Source organism: Bacillus basilensis (genome assembly GCF_050630465.1).
Lineage (GTDB): Bacteria > Bacillota > Bacilli > Bacillales > Bacillaceae_G > Bacillus_A > Bacillus_A basilensis.
Genome location: NZ_JBNTQO010000017.1, coordinates 79,281 through 96,199, shown reverse-complemented (window position 1 = coordinate 96,199; position 16,919 = coordinate 79,281). Strand labels below are relative to the sequence as shown.

Annotated in this window: 19 protein-coding genes and 1 pseudogene; 7 read left to right on the top strand and 13 right to left on the bottom strand. The window is 37.1% G+C overall.

Going from position 1 to position 16,919, the window contains the following annotated elements:
• The first annotated feature begins 49 nt into the window (after positions 1 to 49).
• Positions 50 to 643 carry a biotin transporter BioY gene (locus tag ACQVV1_RS24065; RefSeq protein ID WP_063222094.1) on the top strand — a complete coding sequence of 198 codons (594 nt, stop codon included), beginning with the start codon at positions 50 to 52 and terminating at the stop codon, positions 641 to 643.
• A 44-nt stretch (positions 644 to 687) separates the two neighbouring features.
• Here ACQVV1_RS24065 and galU read toward each other — a convergent pair whose 3' ends face one another.
• On the bottom strand, positions 688 to 1,575 hold the full coding sequence (galU, locus tag ACQVV1_RS24060; protein WP_063222095.1) for a UTP--glucose-1-phosphate uridylyltransferase GalU: 888 nt from the start codon (positions 1,573 to 1,575) through the stop codon (positions 688 to 690).
• Positions 1,576 to 1,683: 108 nt separating this feature from the next.
• The gene (locus ACQVV1_RS24055) at positions 1,684 to 3,408 is read right to left on the bottom strand and encodes a phospho-sugar mutase (protein WP_431169615.1); all 1,725 of its coding nucleotides are present in this window, start codon (positions 3,406 to 3,408) and stop codon (positions 1,684 to 1,686) included.
• A 143-nt stretch (positions 3,409 to 3,551) separates the two neighbouring features.
• Between ACQVV1_RS24055 and cdaS the strand changes: the two genes are divergently transcribed.
• Entirely contained in the window at positions 3,552 to 4,157 is a 606-nt protein-coding gene (gene cdaS / locus ACQVV1_RS24050; protein ID WP_001158741.1) for a sporulation-specific diadenylate cyclase CdaS, read from the top strand.
• 104 nt (positions 4,158 to 4,261) lie between these two features.
• On the opposite strand, the gene pepA is transcribed toward cdaS, so the two are convergent.
• The 5 genes from pepA to ACQVV1_RS24025 form a co-directional block, all read right to left on the bottom strand.
• Entirely contained in the window at positions 4,262 to 5,746 is a 1,485-nt protein-coding gene (gene pepA, locus ACQVV1_RS24045) for a cytosol aminopeptidase (protein WP_242256521.1), read from the bottom strand.
• Between the two features lie 145 nt (positions 5,747 to 5,891).
• Positions 5,892 to 6,518, bottom strand: coding sequence for a 3D domain-containing protein (locus tag ACQVV1_RS24040; RefSeq protein ID WP_242256544.1), 627 nt, complete (start codon positions 6,516 to 6,518; stop codon positions 5,892 to 5,894).
• A gap of 86 nt (positions 6,519 to 6,604) precedes the next feature.
• The gene (locus ACQVV1_RS24035) at positions 6,605 to 6,922 is read right to left on the bottom strand and encodes a YuiB family protein (protein WP_000027007.1); all 318 of its coding nucleotides are present in this window, start codon (positions 6,920 to 6,922) and stop codon (positions 6,605 to 6,607) included.
• The gene (locus ACQVV1_RS24030) at positions 6,919 to 7,425 is read right to left on the bottom strand and encodes an NUDIX hydrolase (protein ID WP_063222099.1); all 507 of its coding nucleotides are present in this window, start codon (positions 7,423 to 7,425) and stop codon (positions 6,919 to 6,921) included. Before ACQVV1_RS24030 ends, ACQVV1_RS24035 begins: the two co-directional genes overlap by 4 nt.
• Before the next feature lie 122 nt (positions 7,426 to 7,547).
• Positions 7,548 to 8,756 (bottom strand): NAD(P)/FAD-dependent oxidoreductase, encoded by a 1,209-nt coding sequence (locus tag ACQVV1_RS24025; RefSeq protein WP_063222100.1) that lies wholly within the window; start codon positions 8,754 to 8,756, stop codon positions 7,548 to 7,550.
• Between the two features lie 462 nt (positions 8,757 to 9,218).
• On the opposite strand from ACQVV1_RS24025, the gene ACQVV1_RS24020 reads away from it, so the two are divergent.
• From ACQVV1_RS24020 to ACQVV1_RS24010, 3 genes are all read left to right on the top strand, one after another.
• Complete coding sequence (locus ACQVV1_RS24020; RefSeq protein WP_141547382.1) at positions 9,219 to 10,208, top strand: NAD(P)/FAD-dependent oxidoreductase; 990 nt, start codon at positions 9,219 to 9,221, stop codon at positions 10,206 to 10,208.
• 124 nt (positions 10,209 to 10,332) lie between these two features.
• A complete protein-coding gene (locus tag ACQVV1_RS24015) occupies positions 10,333 to 10,809 on the top strand; it encodes a GyrI-like domain-containing protein (RefSeq protein WP_242256519.1) in 477 nt (158 codons plus the stop codon).
• 175 nt (positions 10,810 to 10,984) lie between these two features.
• The gene (locus ACQVV1_RS24010) at positions 10,985 to 12,232 is read left to right on the top strand and encodes an MFS transporter (RefSeq protein WP_242256518.1); all 1,248 of its coding nucleotides are present in this window, start codon (positions 10,985 to 10,987) and stop codon (positions 12,230 to 12,232) included.
• 17 nt (positions 12,233 to 12,249) lie between these two features.
• On the opposite strand, the gene ACQVV1_RS24005 is transcribed toward ACQVV1_RS24010, so the two are convergent.
• Positions 12,250 to 13,131 (bottom strand): helix-turn-helix domain-containing protein, encoded by an 882-nt coding sequence (locus ACQVV1_RS24005; protein WP_309259479.1) that lies wholly within the window; start codon positions 13,129 to 13,131, stop codon positions 12,250 to 12,252.
• A 79-nt stretch (positions 13,132 to 13,210) separates the two neighbouring features.
• Between ACQVV1_RS24005 and ACQVV1_RS24000 the strand changes: the two genes are divergently transcribed.
• Positions 13,211 to 13,672: a 2-thiouracil desulfurase family protein gene (locus tag ACQVV1_RS24000; RefSeq protein ID WP_242256514.1), complete on the top strand. Its 462-nt coding sequence runs from the start codon at positions 13,211 to 13,213 to the stop codon at positions 13,670 to 13,672.
• A 29-nt stretch (positions 13,673 to 13,701) separates the two neighbouring features.
• On the opposite strand, the gene ACQVV1_RS23995 is transcribed toward ACQVV1_RS24000, so the two are convergent.
• Both ACQVV1_RS23995 and ACQVV1_RS23990 read right to left on the bottom strand, forming a co-directional pair.
• Positions 13,702 to 14,061, bottom strand: coding sequence for a YxeA family protein (locus ACQVV1_RS23995; protein WP_242256512.1), 360 nt, complete (start codon positions 14,059 to 14,061; stop codon positions 13,702 to 13,704).
• A 105-nt stretch (positions 14,062 to 14,166) separates the two neighbouring features.
• A complete protein-coding gene (locus tag ACQVV1_RS23990; protein ID WP_309259480.1) occupies positions 14,167 to 14,289 on the bottom strand; it encodes a methyltransferase in 123 nt (40 codons plus the stop codon).
• Positions 14,290 to 14,478: 189 nt separating this feature from the next.
• Here ACQVV1_RS23990 and ACQVV1_RS23985 point away from each other — a divergent pair, with 189 nt between their 5' ends.
• Complete coding sequence (locus ACQVV1_RS23985) at positions 14,479 to 15,042, top strand: GNAT family N-acetyltransferase (protein ID WP_242256510.1); 564 nt, start codon at positions 14,479 to 14,481, stop codon at positions 15,040 to 15,042.
• 106 nt (positions 15,043 to 15,148) lie between these two features.
• On the opposite strand, the pseudogene ACQVV1_RS23980 reads toward ACQVV1_RS23985, so the two are convergent.
• The 3 genes and pseudogenes from ACQVV1_RS23980 to ACQVV1_RS23970 form a co-directional block, all read right to left on the bottom strand.
• Positions 15,149 to 15,241 (bottom strand): annotated as a pseudogene (locus ACQVV1_RS23980) (iron-sulfur cluster assembly accessory protein); the annotation flags it as partial.
• A 388-nt stretch (positions 15,242 to 15,629) separates the two neighbouring features.
• Positions 15,630 to 16,190 carry a CopG family transcriptional regulator gene (locus ACQVV1_RS23975; protein ID WP_431169614.1) on the bottom strand — a complete coding sequence of 187 codons (561 nt, stop codon included), beginning with the start codon at positions 16,188 to 16,190 and terminating at the stop codon, positions 15,630 to 15,632.
• A gap of 137 nt (positions 16,191 to 16,327) precedes the next feature.
• Positions 16,328 to 16,888: a hypothetical protein gene (locus ACQVV1_RS23970; protein WP_431169613.1), complete on the bottom strand. Its 561-nt coding sequence runs from the start codon at positions 16,886 to 16,888 to the stop codon at positions 16,328 to 16,330.
• Positions 16,889 to 16,919: the final 31 nt, after the last annotated feature.

Here is a 16,919-nt window from a genome sequence, read left to right as displayed (position 1 = left end):
TAGTTTCGCTACGATAATGTTAACCTAAAAACAACAGGAGGTTAACATTATGAGAAGATTTCATGTTTTAGATTTAGCATTAGCTGCCATGTTCGTCGCTCTTATGGCTATTGGTGCAAATATTGTATCTTGGGCACCATTCCTACAAGTAGCAGGTATCCCCTTATCTATGCAACCATTTTTCGCAATTTTAGCAGGGCTTCTTCTTGGAAGTAGACTTGGTGCATTATCAATGACTGTTTACATGCTCGTTGGAGTAGCAGGTGCACCAATCTTCGCTAACTTCAAAGCTGGATTTGGAGCACTTTTAGATCCTACTGGTGGTTTTATTATCGCATTTATTATCGTTGCTTACGTATCAGGAAAACTAGTAGAACAAAAGGAAAAACCAACATTTAGTACATTTGCAATTGCTTCGTTCACAGGAATTATTTTAACTTATATTATCGGTACTACTTACATGTACGGGGCAGTCAATCTCTTCATGGGTGGTAATATGAGCTATAAAACAGCTTGGATGATTATGATGTGGTTTGCAGTAAAAGATATTGTATTTACAATTATCGGTGCCATTATCGCACCTCGTATATATTATGCTGTACGTCGTTCCGCTTATCAGCATTCTCATTCGACGATTTCCTAATAAAAAAAGAGTTATTTCAGCGTACTGAAATAACTCTTTTTTTATTAAGACTCTTGATTCGTATGTTCTTCTAAAATTCTCTTCATCATTGTAACCATGTCACCACTTAATTCTGGGTGTTGCAGGGCCATCTCAATTGTCGTTTGAACGAATCCTAACTTTTCACCTACGTCGTAGCGCTTTCCTTCGAAATCGTAAGCGAATACACGTTGAATTTCGTTTAAGCTTTGGATAGCATCTGTTAACTGAATTTCACCACCAGCACCAACATGTTGCTGTTCTAAGAACATGAAGATTTCAGGTGTTAAAACGTAACGTCCCATAATTGCTAAGTTTGAAGGTGCTGTACCTGCTGCTGGTTTCTCAACGAAATTGCGAACTTGGTAACGACGTCCTTCCTGCTCTAACGGATCAATAATTCCGTAGCGATGTGTTTCATCTTCTGGAACCGTTTGTACACCAATAACAGAAGAAAGCGTTTTATCATATTCTTCAATTAATTGACGTAAACATGGTTTTTCAGCTTGAACGATATCATCACCTAATAAAACAGCGAATGGCTCATCACCGATGAACTTACGTGCACACCAAACAGCGTGACCTAATCCTTTTGGTTCTTTTTGACGGATATAATGAATATCTACCATTTTTGAAGAAGCCTGTACTTTTTCAAGTAACTCATACTTTTTCTTTTCTAATAAGTTTTGCTCTAACTCAAATGCATTATCAAAATGATCTTCAATAGAGCGCTTTGTTTTACCAGTAACGATAATAATATCTTCGATTCCTGATTTTATTGCTTCTTCTACAATGTATTGGATAGTTGGTTTATCTACTATCGGTAACATTTCTTTTGGCATTGCTTTTGTAGCTGGTAAAAAACGTGTTCCTAATCCAGCTGCTGGGATTATCGCTTTTCTTACTCTTTTCATCACAAAATACCCTCTCTTCTGTCAGAATAAATAACGATTATTTCCTTACATAGAATAAAAGGGAGGTTTCACTCCCTTTTATTCCCTACTACTTAAAATTACTTTATATTATAAACGATTCATAATATCTTCTTTAATAGTAAGTAACTTTTGTTCACTATTTTGTAAAGAATTATCTTGAACACCGAAGTAGAACTTAATCTTCGGTTCAGTTCCAGATGGACGTAGGCAGAACCAAGAACCATCTTCTAATTGATATTTTAACACATTTGATTTCGGTAAGTGAATCTCTTCTTTATGTCCATCTTGTAAAGATGTAACGATGCTCGCTTTATAGTCTTCAACTGCTACAACTGTTAAGCCCGCTACTTCTTTCGGAGGATTTTTACGGAATGTTGCCATCATTTCTTGGATTTGTTCCGCTCCATCTTTTCCTTTTAGTGTTAACGATACAAGATCTTCACGGAAGAAACCGTACTTATCAAATACTTCTAATAGACCATCGTATAACGTTTTACCTTGTGATTTGTAGTATGCAGCTACTTCACATGCAAATAGAACAGATTGTACTGCATCTTTATCACGGCAGAATGGACGAATTAAATAACCATAGCTTTCCTCATAACCGAATTGGAATGCGTATTGTCCACTTTCTTCATACTGTTTAATTTTCTCACCAATAAATTTAAATCCAGTTAACGTATCAACTGTATCTAAATCGTATGCTTTCGCGATTGTACGGCCAATTTCAGACGTTACGATTGTTTTTAATACAACACCGTTCTCTGGAAGCGTTCCGTTTTCTTTCTTTTGAGATAATAAGTAATCAAGCATTAATGCACCTGTTTGGTTACCAGTTAATACTTGGAACTCACCATCGTGATTACGAACTGCTACGCCAAGGCGGTCTGCGTCAGGATCTGTTGCGATTAACACATCTGCGCCTACCTTCTCACCGTCACGAATTGCATACTCAAACGCTGCATGCTCTTCTGGGTTTGGTGATTTCACTGTAGAGAAGTTCGGATCTGGTAACTCTTGCTCTTTTACAACTGTTACATCTGTAAATCCAACTTCTTCTAAACCACGGCGTACAGAAATATTTGATGTTCCGTGTAGTGGTGTAAAGACGATCTTTAAGTCTTTCCCAACCTTTTGTACCATTTCTTTATTAATAATGACATTGTTCAATTCTGCTGCATATGCATCATCTACTTCTTGTCCAATAATATGTAATAAACCGTCAGCTTTTAATTGCTCCACATCAGCAACCTCAACTGTTAATTCATCTTCTACTTCATTTACGTAGCTAATTAATTCATCAGCTTCTTTTGGAGGCAACTGCCCACCATCTTCACCGTATACTTTATAACCGTTATACTCAGGCGGATTATGGCTTGCCGTAAGAACGATTCCACTCACTGTATGTAAATGACGAACTGCGAAAGAAAGCACTGGCGTTGGACGTAAGCTTTCAAACACATATGTTGTAATACCATGCGCACCAAGTGTAGCAGCTACTTCCATTGCGAACTCAGGTGATTTATGACGAGAATCATATGCTACTACAACACCGCGCTTCTTCGCTTCTTCACCTAATTTTTCAATAAACTTTGCTAATCCTTGCGTTGCTTTACGAACTGTGTATACGTTTAAACGGTTCGTACCAGCACCAAGTTCACCACGCATACCACCTGTACCGAATTCTAGATTTTTATAAAAACTGTCCTCGATTTTCTTCTCATCTTGCTTCATGTTTTCTAACTGTTCTTTTAGTTCTGCGTCTAACTCTGCATATGAAAGCCAGCGACTAAATTCTTGTTTCCAGTTCATCCTTCTATCTCCTCTCGCTTGTCATACCTTTATTATATGAAAAAAACAACCTGTATCTCAATATTTTTTACAATCTAACAGGATTTTACTAGCAATATTTGTATACACTATGGTTAAATACTCCACTAAAGGGAATGAGGATTATGCAAGAATGGGGCTTGTCAGAAGAACTCAAAATACAAACAAAGCAAATGATTGAAATTGCCGAAAAAGAATTATCAATTATGAGGCAAGCAATTGATAAAGAAGATGAATGTATTTTGTGTAAGATGGAAGATATTCATCATATGTTAGCAAATGTACAAACACTGGCAGCTACATACTATATTCAAGCGTATTTATCACCTTATACGGAAAGCTCACAGTTCATTACAACAGCTGTCCAACATTTAAGCGCCAGAAAACACGGTGCTCTTATTGTTGTGGAACGAAACGAGACACTTGAATCTTGTATTCAAACTGGAACAACGTTAAATGCTCATTTAACCGCACCACTGCTCGAATCGATTTTTTATCCAGGTAACCCTCTTCATGACGGAGCCGTTCTCGTTAAAAATAATCATATTGTTTCAGCTGCTAATATTCTTCCACTAACAAAAAGTACAGAAGTTGATCCAGAGCTAGGAACACGTCACAGAGCTGCAATTGGGTTATCAGAAAAAAGCGATGCACTTATTTTAGTTGTCTCTGAAGAAACGGGTCGCACTTCATTTGCTTTAAACGGTACTTTATATACAATTTCTTTATAAAGTGAAACTATAGTTTACGGGCAGTTCATGTGGGATAAGACATCCATAGTCATACCAATAAAAAAGGCTGTTCCAAAATGTAGGAACAGCCTTCTCTTATTATCTTATTCTTCTCCGAAACGTTCAACAAGTGTTGCAAGTGTACGTACCATTGCACCTGTTGCTCCAGCTGGTCCTAAATCATGCGCTCCTGATGTTTCAGATGTTCCAGCGATGTCTAGGTGTACCCAAGGTGTGTCTTCAGCGAATTCACCTAGGAATGTACCTGCCATAACCGCATGTCCTTCACGGCCTGGTGAGTTATTTAAATCAGCAAATTTACTGTTTCTCACGCGTTCTTTATCACGATCAAAAATTGGTAATTGCCAAATTGATTCATCTGTTTCCATAGATGCCTCTAGCACTTGCTCAAACAGCTCTTCATTGTTTGTCATTGCGCCTGTCGTATGATTTCCAAGTGCAACAATTACACCGCCTGTTAATGTCGCAACATCAACAAGGTAGTTTGCACCTAATTTTTTCGCATACGTAATACCGTCAGCTAATGCTAAGCGACCTTCTGCATCTGTATTTAATACTTCAATTGTTTTTCCGCTCATAGATGTGATTACATCGTCTGGCTTAAATGCTGTACCACTTACAACGTTATCCGTTGATGGAATAACAGCGATCACATTTTGCTCAGGGCGAAGTTCACCGATAATTTCCATCGCACCTAATACAGCAGCTGCACCGCCCATATCACCTTTCATACCGACCATGCCTTCACGTGGTTTTAAAGAATACCCGCCTGTATCGTATGTGATTCCTTTTCCAACGAATCCAATAACATCTGTCCACTCTTCTTTTCCTTTATAAATAAGAGCGATCATTTTTGGTGGCTCTACACTACCTTGGTTTACTGCAAGCAATGCACCCATACCAAGCTCTTCCATCTCTTCTTTCTCAAGAACTTTATAATCCATATCATACTTCTCCGCTAACTCAACAGCATACTCAGCAAGCTTTGTCGCTGTTAATACGTTTGGCGGCATATTTACAAGTGTACGAGCTGAATTTGTTGCACGTCCATGTACGTAGCCAACTGTTAATGCAGCTTCAATTTCCTGTGCATCTTCCGCTGTAATAGCCGTAAACTTCTCTAACTCTACACGATCCTTTTTATCTGATTTATACGTTTGTAATTCATATGTACCAAGGCCTTGTACTTCTGCTGCAATATGAGCTACATCAATCACATCTAACTTCTCTGTTACGAAAGAATCAAGTAAGATTGCTGCATCTTGTACTTTCGCTGCTTGTAACGTTTTAAACGCCTTACCAAGGGCCACACGTAATGTTTCTGTTGTATAAGATTCCTTCTTACCTAAACCAACGAAATAATAACGTTTCACATTTGTTTTTCCTAAACTATGTACTTTTGAAATAGCTTTCTTCTTAGTAGAAAGTTCTTTCTCTTCTAATAAAACTTGTAATTGTCCTTCAAACGCTTTGTCCAATTCTTGTACAAAACTACTCGTTTTCTCCTCTTCAAATAAGGCAACAATCACCGCTTCATGGCTTGCTAATTCTTTTTGTACTTGAAACATGTTCAGACCCCCTAAATTTCTCTACTCTTCCTTTATTATAACTTTATTTTCGATAAAATGCGACAATTCTAACTTCTGTCATATCCTATATACTCCATATTTCTTCTAATATAAAATTAAAAAGTCTAGCGTAATTACCACTAGACTATCTTTGTTTTAAATATTGGCCGCGAAACACTTGCATTGTTTCGTCTTGATTTAACATCGTTAACTCTTCTTCTGTAAACTTACCATTACCTACCTTAACTACATACACATTTACTTTTTTCTTACCCCATTGGCTATAAACATCTTTCACCGTATCATAATACAGATCAAGACGGTTTCCTTTTATTGCACCGCCCTTATCAGCCACTACACCATACCCATAACCTGGTACGAATAGAATTGTTCCAATTGGGAATACGCGTAAGTCCGCAGCGATCGTGGAATATAAATCCCTTTTCACCTTAACACCTGAATATGTAATACCATACTCCGGATGTCCCGGCCTCTTACCAGTCGACTCAATCCCCGACGTATAACCTGTTGCAGTCATTTCAATTGAACGATATTTAGACCAGTCGTTTGCCTGCTCTAAAGCATTTATCACTTCTTTACTCGGAGCAACATTTCTCTTAACTTCTGCTGCATGTACTTCTTTTGCACTCGTTCCCTCATATTTCTTTACAATCTCTACTAAAGAAACTCCTGTGAAAGCATTCCATGTTACGCATAATGCGGATACAAGTAAACAAGTCATCATAATGCGAATACAATATCGTTTTAACATTTTTATATTCCACACTCCTTCATCGTTAATCATTCCCTATACAATGAAGGAATATGCAAAAAAATAATCTCCAAATGAATTGGAGATTAAAACATTTGATATCCGCTTTTCCGAAGTTTCTTAATTACGATTCCTGCCAAAGCAGCACCTACTAACCCAGTAGATAAAATAAACACATCTGCTTGTCCTAAATGCGATACACTTGTCCCAAATGAAGAGAATGTTTCTTTTGGCTTTGAAAAGTAATCCCACACACTCGCCTTATTAATAATAAGTATACAAACAATCGGATACACAATAACCATTACCCATGTCGCTCGCAATATCATGTTGAGTAAAAATCCAATTCCAAAAAACAAAATAAAAAATAACATCATTGAAATAAGTAGTACCGGTATACTCACTCTTTCTCCCTCTCCTTCTCATGCGCCGTAAATACGTGATAGGCCGTATAACCAAATTGCTCTCCAGGATTTAATGTTTTGTCCATTTCAAGATGGAATTCTGATTTTCTTTCTAACAAATATGTAATAAGTACAGACGTATTTGGATCGTCTGCAATCGTATCTGGATGTAGAAACGCTACGTCAGACAATTCCTTCTCCTGTACAATAATATTTTCTCCTTCAGGTTCCAAAAGGAAAATAATCATATTATCACTAATTTCATTGCGAATCACGCCCGATCGAACGCCAATGATTCCCTTCACATGAGCGACAATGCCTGTCTCTTCTAACACTTCACGTTTCACAGCTTCATCAACCGTCTCACCTTCATTTACAAAACCAGCCGGTAAAGACCATTTCCCCTTTAATCCACTGTATTTCTTCTTAACGAATAGCCACCTGCCATCTTTTGTAGCTACTAGGCCACTAACAGCTAGCCATACTTTCCCTCGCTTCTCCATGATGTAATACCCTCCTCTACCAGAACGGACAGAATATTCTTTCTTTTTATATATTATACTATATTTTTAAAATGAAAAAAGCAGAAACAGCTCTTAGCCGTTTCTGCTTTCTCTACTATATATTAAAAGAACTTTAATTTACCTTTTTTAAGAACTAATAAAGGTCCACCTAATAAGAATAGGTAACGGTTATCGATAACTTTCTTCATGAAAGAAGCTTTCCAACCTGTTAACTTTTTGCCCATAACAACGCCCATTGCATCGTCATGACCTAAAGAACATACAGATCCTTTATTATCGAATGCGAATGTTTTCATTTCGCCTTTGCCACGAACTAACACAGTTAAGTTGTGTGCAATATTGTAACCTTGTTGAATTGCGATTTGTGCTGTTGGTGGGTATGGACGGTTAATTTCTTCGTTAATGATTAACGCTGCGTCACCAACCATGAATACATCTTCGTATCCTGGAGCGTGCATGTACTCATCAACTTTTACACGTCCGCGCATTGCTTCAAAGCCAGACTCTTCCACAATACCGTTACCACGAACACCTGCAGCCCAAACTACTGTTTCAGACTTAATTAATTCAGTATCATCGCCATTTGCAACGATAATACCTTCTTCAGTTGCTTCTTTAATTGCTGTACCGATGCGGAATTCTACGCCTTTTTTCTCAAGTTGTTTTACAGCGTATTCTACTAATGCTGGATCGAAACCTGGAAGTGCTGTTGGAGCAGCTTCTACACAGATGATACGTGCTTTTTCACGTGGTACATTGTACTGTTTGCAAAGTTCAGGAACACGGTTTGCAAGCTCACCTACGTATTCGATACCAGTAAATCCAGCACCACCAACAACGATTGTTATTAACTCATCGCGTTGTTCAGTTGCATATTTAGCGAAACTAGCTTCCATATGCTCACGAATTTGACGAGTTGCATTAATGTTAGCGATTGAGAATGCGTGCTCTTTTAATCCTGTAATACCGAATGTTTCTGATTCGAAACCAAGACCGATTACTAAGTAGTCATACTCTAACTCGCCGTCTTTTAAGATAATGCGTTTTTCAGCAGCTTTAATTTCTACTACTGTATCTTGTACAAAGTTCACTTTATTTGTATCGATAACGTCTTGAATATCTAGACAGATTTTTTCATCTTGTAATGTACCAGCTGCGCTCTCGTGTAACCAAGTCGCTTGGTAGTGATAGCTGTTGTTGTTTACTAACGTAATTTCAGCTTCATTTACAGATAATGCTTTTTGCAGACGAACAGTCGTAATCATCCCGCCATAACCTGCACCTAAAACTACGATTTTTGGAGTCTTCACCAAATCACAACCCTTTTCTTTATATAATAGTAATGAAAAATAATACCAAGTACTAAAAACTCTATTTGTCAAGAATGTGGAATTTATCACATTCTATATCATAACAAAACGCAGTCAAAAAATCGTACGAATTTTGTCATAGAAATTTAACATAATACTTCCCTATATTAGTCGGTTTTATTCCAGAATTCAAGCGTCTGGAGAATTATCAATATTTTAAAATAACATAGCGTTTTCAAGGGTTTTTCAGCCTTTTTTTCATGTATTTTCCTTTCTCCATATTTTATACAATTTAAAAAGCATCTATGCGAAAACTTACACACAATTCAGTCGTTTTCAGAAGTATTCTGAACTCAAATATGCTATCATTTATTTGAAAGTGTCATCATTTGCAGGATTTTCATGTACATATGAACAATATATGAAATCAATATCAAAATTCCATCTATAGGGGGAATGAAAGTGGCAGAAAATCAAAAAGTTTATGACATAACAATTATTGGTGGTGGTCCAACAGGGCTGTTCACAGCATTTTATGGCGGTATGAGACAAGCTAGTGTAAAAATCATTGAAAGCTTACCTCAGCTTGGAGGACAATTATCCGCACTCTACCCTGAAAAATACATTTATGATGTAGCTGGATTTCCAAAAGTGCGCGCACAAGAATTAGTTGATAACTTAAAAGAGCAAATGAAGAAATTCGACCCAACCGTTTGTTTAGAAGAAGCTGTTGATACGCTTGAGAAACAAGCTGACGGTATATTTAAACTTGTTACGAATAAGCAAACTCACTATTCTAAATCAGTTATTATTACTGCTGGCAATGGTGCTTTCCAACCACGTCGCTTAGAATTAGAAGGTATAGCTAAGTATGAAAAGAAAAACTTACATTATTTCGTTGATGATATGAATAAATTTGCTGGTAAGCGCGTCGTAGTATTTGGTGGCGGCGACTCAGCCGTTGATTGGACAATGATGTTAGAGCCAATCGCCGACAAAGTTACAATCGTTCATCGCCGTGATAAATTCCGTGCGCATGAACATAGCGTAGAAAGCTTAATGAATTCTCGTGCAGAAGTAAGCACACCGTACGTTCCAGTAGAACTCATTGGTGATGACAAAATTGAACAAGTCGTTCTTCAGCATGTAAAAACAGAAGAAAAAATTATCATCGATGTTGATGACGTAATTGTAAACTACGGCTTCGTTTCCTCTCTTGGTCCAATTAAAAACTGGGGCTTAGATATACAAAAAAACAGCATTCTCGTGAACTCGAAAATGGAAACAAATATTCCTGGCATTTACGCTGCTGGTGACATTTGTACATATGAAGGAAAAGTAAAACTCATTGCTTGCGGCTTCGGTGAAGCACCGACAGCAGTAAACAATGCAAAAGCTTACTTCGATCCAAACGCAAAACTTCAACCGATGCATAGCTCTAGTATGTTTTAATATAGAAATGAAAAGAACTCCTTTTACGTAAAAGGAGTTCTTTTTTATTGTACTACCGTTCTCTTCCAAAATATGTTACAATAAATAGAACGCACGTTCTATTTATTGAGGGGGATATTTTAAAATGAAAGAACCTATCATCGTAAAAAAAGAAGCTTTCCAAGTAATCGGCGTTTCGATTACGACGACAAATGAAATAGAGGCATCTATTGAAGGAAAAATTCCCGGGCTTTGGAACCGGTACTTCCAAGAACAAATCATGCACCACATTCCAAATCAACAAACGAAAGAAACATTCGCTTTCTACTCAAACTACGAATCAGATGAAACGGGTACATATACCTTTACGATTGGCATGCCTGTTTCTTCATTAGAAGACGTTCCTGAAAATATGACAACTTTAACAATACCTGCCGCTACGTATGCGGTATTTACAACAAGAAAGGGACCAGTTGCTGAAGTTGTTTGCGAAGCTTGGGAATATATTTGGAAATGGTCAAAGGAAAACAAACGTGCTTTTACAACAGACTTTGAGCTTTATGATGAAAGAGCGTTAGATCCAACCAACGTACAATTGGATATTTATATTGCATTAGCCTAAACGACAAAAAAGAAGATACCCTTTGGTATCTTCTTTTTTGTCGTTAAATAGCCACTGTGCAAATTCATTATTATTGTCTACAATGAGAAAGTGCAGTATAGAAATATTAGAAACTGTATAAAACGATTGTTAACAGGTTTTTTAGTTTAAATTTGTCACATAGAAAGGAAGCAATATGGAGGAACTACAACAAAATAAATCTGCTTTAGAAGGAAGCGGAAAACCGTTATTAAAAAATACGAATTTCCTTTTTCTTTGGGCAGCTACTCTTTTTTCAAGTTTTGCTTTAGCCTTTTTTACTTTTTCACAAACGTGGTACATAGCAAAAACATTAAACCTTGAAGCTTCACTCGGTGTTGTTTTCGTAGCTCTTAGTGTTCCAAGGCTTATTTTTATGATTATCGGCGGCGCTGTAGCTGATAAATTCCCGAAAAAAAATATTATGTTTTATTCTAATATTATTCGCGCTATTCTCGTTGCAACCATTCTCACATGGTTCATCGTAGGTGATGTAACACTATATACATTTGCTTTATTCGCCTTATTCTTTGGACTTGCTGATGCTTTTTTCTGGTCAGCTGACGGATCTATCTTACCTGAACTTGTAGAAAAAAACCGTTTAACACAAGCAAACTCACTTACACAAATGACAAACCAAGCATCGGTCATCTTAGGCCCTGTACTTGGCGGCATTCTTATCAAATTTACGAACTATGAAACGATCTTTTCGATCACAATTTTATTACTAATCGTCGCAGCCATACTCGTTCAAAAAATACAATTTACGATGCCAGAGCAGCAAAATACAGACAAAGGCATGTTTACTTCTATTAAAGAAGGAATTTTATACGTAAAGGAATCACCATTCCTTTCAACTTTCCTTCTTTGTAGCGCCTTTTTAAATTTATTTTTAATCGGTCCGATGCAAGTCGGTTTCCCGCTTTTCGTTAAAAATGTTCTGCACGGTGATTCGCTTCAGTTTAGTTACTTAGAAGCATCTGTCGGCGGCGGAATGGCAATAGGCGCGGTCATTGTCGGTTTAAAAAATATTAATCGTAGACGCGGTCTATTTTGCATTATCATGATGCTACTGTCTGGTGTATTCTTCTTATCCATCAACTTTAGCACCGTACTTTGGCAAGCATTATTAGCTGGCATGTTTTACGGTATTACAATTGCAATGGCTATCGTTCCGCTTATGGCGATGATTCAATCGACAGTAAAAGAAGAAATGATGGGACGCGTAATGAGTCTACTTATGCTATCATCCATGGGCTTTATCCCGCTTTCTTATGCATTCACATCAATCGCACTTGCAGTAGGAATTCCAATCGTAGCCGTTATGAAAAGCGGTGCAATCGCCGTTATCGTCTTCGTACTATTTGTAGCGATTCGTGTTCCAGTTGTAAGAAAGTTTGATTAACTACTCGGAGTCATGTGTTATACGCATGGCTCCTTTTTAAATGGATCAAATAACGGTATCCCCTTACTTCTTCTCACAGCTGCTCCCCATTCTAATCCAACCTCTAAAAATAAATCTCGCACTGTACTATATAAAAGTGCCTTAACATTTTTACGGATTTCCCCGTATTTATACGCTCTCACGACACTCTTCACTCGCCAGATGAAATTTCCATACACTTCTTCATCAGCTAATATTTGCTCCAGTAAAACACCTTGTTCTAATAATCCGCTCTTTTTATACGCAAGTTCCACCTTACTCCAAAATATATTAATCTTCTTCGGATTACTCGTCATCGGCAGAAGTGCGTATATAAAAGGCTTCGGTATATCATGGCGACAATACGTCTCATCAAGCTCGTACGTTACTTTTCTATTCTCTTTTATTTGTGGAATGTTTTTATAAAGAATTGTTTCCCGCTCATATTTTTGCTCATTTTTACTACAGCCAGCTGCACAGTCCCCACTTTCACATGCGGACATTTTCATACGGTCATCCATACGGTCAATTGCAGATGTAAGAAATACATATAAGTTCGCACTATATCCGCCGCGTTTATGTCTTTCTTTTGTCGCAACACGTTTTATAATTCCTAGTTCCTCTAACTTTGCAATGGAACGGCGTACTGTACGAATACTTTTTCTAATATTCGTCGCAATCGTCTCCATTAACGGACAAGCAACTCCTACTGTTTTCTGTTTCTCATTCACTGCATACTTTCCTAAAAAATGAATAATGGTAGCATCCGTTTTATTTAATTGAAATCGATAATATTTCAAAACTTGCTTTTGATATGTATTAAACTCTTCTTTACTTCGAAATTCACTGTATGGTTTCATTAAGTTATATAAACTTCCCATTTTTATCACCTCACTTATAAATAAGAGGCAGGAAGAGAAATTGGCGTGACATTAAATATTTTTTATTGGAGATGAAAATATGATCGTAATTAGCGCTTGTTTAGGTGGAATCGCTTGCCGGTATGATGGAAATGACAATCTCGTTTCAAAAATAGAGGAGCTTCTGCAACAAGAAGATACAGTCCTCATTTGTCCTGAAGTATTAGGGGGATTACCAACACCTCGTCCCTCTGCCGAAATTATTGGCGGGAATGGCGATGACGTTTTAGACGGAAAAGCAAAGGTAATGACAAAAGATGGTGAGGATGTCACAGAAGCTTTCGTAAACGGTGCTTATAAAGCATTAGAACAAATCAAAAATTTACACCCAGAATATATTATTTTAAAAGAACGCAGCCCATCTTGTGGTAGTTCTACAATTTACACCGGAGAATTTAACGGCAATAAACAAATTGGTTACGGGGTAACAACTGCTTTATTTAAAAGACATGGCTTTAAAGTCATTTCAGAAGAGGATTTTGAGAATCAAAAAAGGAATTGACCCTGTTCGTCAATTCCTTTTTATCTTTCTTATTTCACACTTAACTTTTCTTTCACTTTCGCAGGAAGCTCGTCTTTCTTCACTTCTTCCCAAGCTGTTACACCTTTTTTATCTGAATTGTATACGCGTAAGAATGCATCTTTACGAAGATTTTTTTGAGCTGTGAATTCTAATTCTTTTTCTTTTTCTTTTCCGTCTTTATCGAATCCTTTTAATTTATACTCGAAATATTTATGTGGCTCTCCGTTATCAAACTTCTCATTTTTTTCAATTCCATCAGCTGTAACTTGAACGTAATACTCATCTTTTCCTAAACGATTAATATCACAACCAACTAAAAGGCTTGCGAATACAACTAAAATACTAAACAGTGCAATATATCTTTTCATTTCCTTCACCTCATGTTTTTTTCTTATATTGTTATCTTAATGCCCAGAGCTTAAAGAAGAAATTCAAAAACATGACATGAACATTACACTTTTGTAAGATAATAATTATTTCTTCACTTTAGAAATCGTCATCCCGTCACCAATTAGAATAAGTACAGATTCTAAATTTGGATGAGTTGCTACTACTCCGGCAAACTTCTTCATACACATAAACCCACTTCTAATCATGTAAAAGACAGAAATTAGAAGAAAAATAATAATTCCTTATTCAACTAACGGTTTCATTTTCAATATGTAAAAAGGGATTTCTAAATGATGAAGTGAATATGTATTTATTATTTTCTAACTTTTGAGCGAAAGTGTTTTTACATAAGTTTCGCTATGTCCTAATTTAAAATTTTCGAGGGGAGAAATAATATGAATCCTATTTTATTAGATGTTCCGTTACAAATAGAAACAGATAGACTCATTCTTCGAGCACCACTGCAAACCGGTGAAGGGAATGTAGTACACGAAGCTATTAAAGATTCAATTCGTGAATTAAAGCAGTGGTTGTTTTTATTCCAGTCCATTCCTACTGTTGAAGAAACGGAAATTCTCTTGAGAAATGCGCATATAGATTTTTTGAAAAGAGAAAGCTTTCGCTACCTTATCTATCATAAGGAGACGAATGATTTTATTGGAACTGCAAGCCTTCACCGAATTGATTGGAATATTTCTAAATGTGAAATTGGATACTGGATTAACACCCAATTCAGTGGCAGTGGATATATGACAGAAACAGTAAGTGCATTAACAAACCTTGGATTTCAGTTATTTAAATTTAGAAGGATTGAAATACGATGTGAATGTAATAACACGAAAAGTCGTGCAATCCCTGAAAAATTAGGTTTTGAGCTTGAAGGGGTATTACGTAATGAAGATTTTTCAGCTGACGGCAAACAACTAACTGATACTTGCATCTATGCAAAGATAAAGTAAAACTTTAATCAGCCCTTACCAACTGGACTTTTATGGCAAAAGAAAAGACCTCCCTAACGATTGTATTCCATCGCTAAAAAGGTCTTTTTCTATTTCGGCTAAAAACTTAGCACTCTTCTGGCTTACCAGCATTCGATGCTGTACGGAAAGATGATCCACATCCGCATGATGCGATTGCATTTGGATTATCAATTGTAAATTATACGGTCAGTTTAACGCAGATTAAAATGCGTTAATATCAATGTTTACACGCATATAGCATGGTTGTTTTTCGCTCTAAAGGTTAATAATACCGCTCTTACTTAACGGTCTATTACGTTAATTCCATCATACCCAAACTCTGCCACAATGACAAGTAAAAATATATCTAATCTTATAAAAGAAATCCTGTATTCATGCGCCTTTCTCGTACTTTTCGTACCGTTCGTACTCCGCACAAAACGACATAGAGCGCATTTAGACGCACACTAATACGTTAATTCAATTATAATCGCCTTAAAATGCGAATCTCAGCGCATCTTTCTGCACTAACTCATAAAAAAAGACGCAGATTATAAAATCTACGCCCATTTTTCCTTACAATACAATTATTGCGCCTTCGTCTTATACTTCTCAAAGAACTCACGAAGCGCAGCCTCTATAATATCATCACGATTTACTCGATGCACATCTTCGAAAGTACCTAATTCCGAGCATGTTTCTTTGCCGAGATTCACTGTCCTGCTAACCTTTTCTTTCGCTCCACTTTCTCTAATACACATATACAACGAATGAAACAGAGTCGTATTGTTCTGAGAATCACTAGACTTTGAAACATTCTCTTTTTGTTGTGAGATTTCATTAACTACGTTGTTAGGCGTAGTACCCCATTCATTTATGAGTTTTCGTAATATATTTACTTCATCTTCCGTAAGAGTGCTACTTGTAGCTTCCGCCTGTACATCATCGGTATTTAGTATAAATTCTCGGATATCCGCTTTCAAAGGTGGTTCACCCGCTGCCGCAAAATGCCAACCTAAATTGCGCTTATAATCGTAGCCAGCTGCTCTAAGCGCCTTCGATAACCTCTTGTGACTTATCCCAATTTTCTTTGCTACTATCGCCACTCTATTATGTTTTAATTCTTCTAATATAGATTCTAAATTCATCTTTATTCCTCTTTCTTTTCGGTATCCCTTTTAATTATAATGTTTCGCAAAATGCGAAATAACTATATATGCATAATTTCATATAAAAATAAAAAAAAAGAGAGCGAAGCCCGCTAAGATTCCGCTCGATTTCTTCGTTATTTTGCTACTGCTTTCGTTTCTGTTTCCGTTACTGTTTCGTCACCTAAGATGTACAGTACGCCTGTGTCCTTATTCGGATACGCCGTGAATGAGATTTTCGCTACTCGCTCGTTGTCGGCGTTGTATGTGTAGTCAGGGTCGGCGATAGCTGATGCCATTGGAATAGTAATCCAGTCGTTAGGCGTTGCCGCTGGGTCTGTTGGTTTGATTACCATTTTCTTAGCGCCCGCTAACATGTCGTAGCCTGCCTGCGCATTAACCACTAACTTTTTCTTATCGTCGCTCTTAGTGAATTTAGAGTTTGGCATAACTGCCGCTAACTTCTCTAAGTCATGTAATGCGAAAGGTACTGTAGATTCTGCTTTACGACCTTTCATGATTGCCTTTACTGGCGTCTCGCCATATTGGTCTACTGTTACTTCCTGTACTGATGTCGCAACCGAGAACGTAATACCGCCCTTCGTGATGTCGAATACTACTTTGTCCGCCTCGTCTCCGTACTCTACGATAGCTGCACCGATTGGTACGTTAATGCTTGATGTTGATACGTTTGCCATGTTGTTTCCCCCTAATTTTTATTGTTTATGA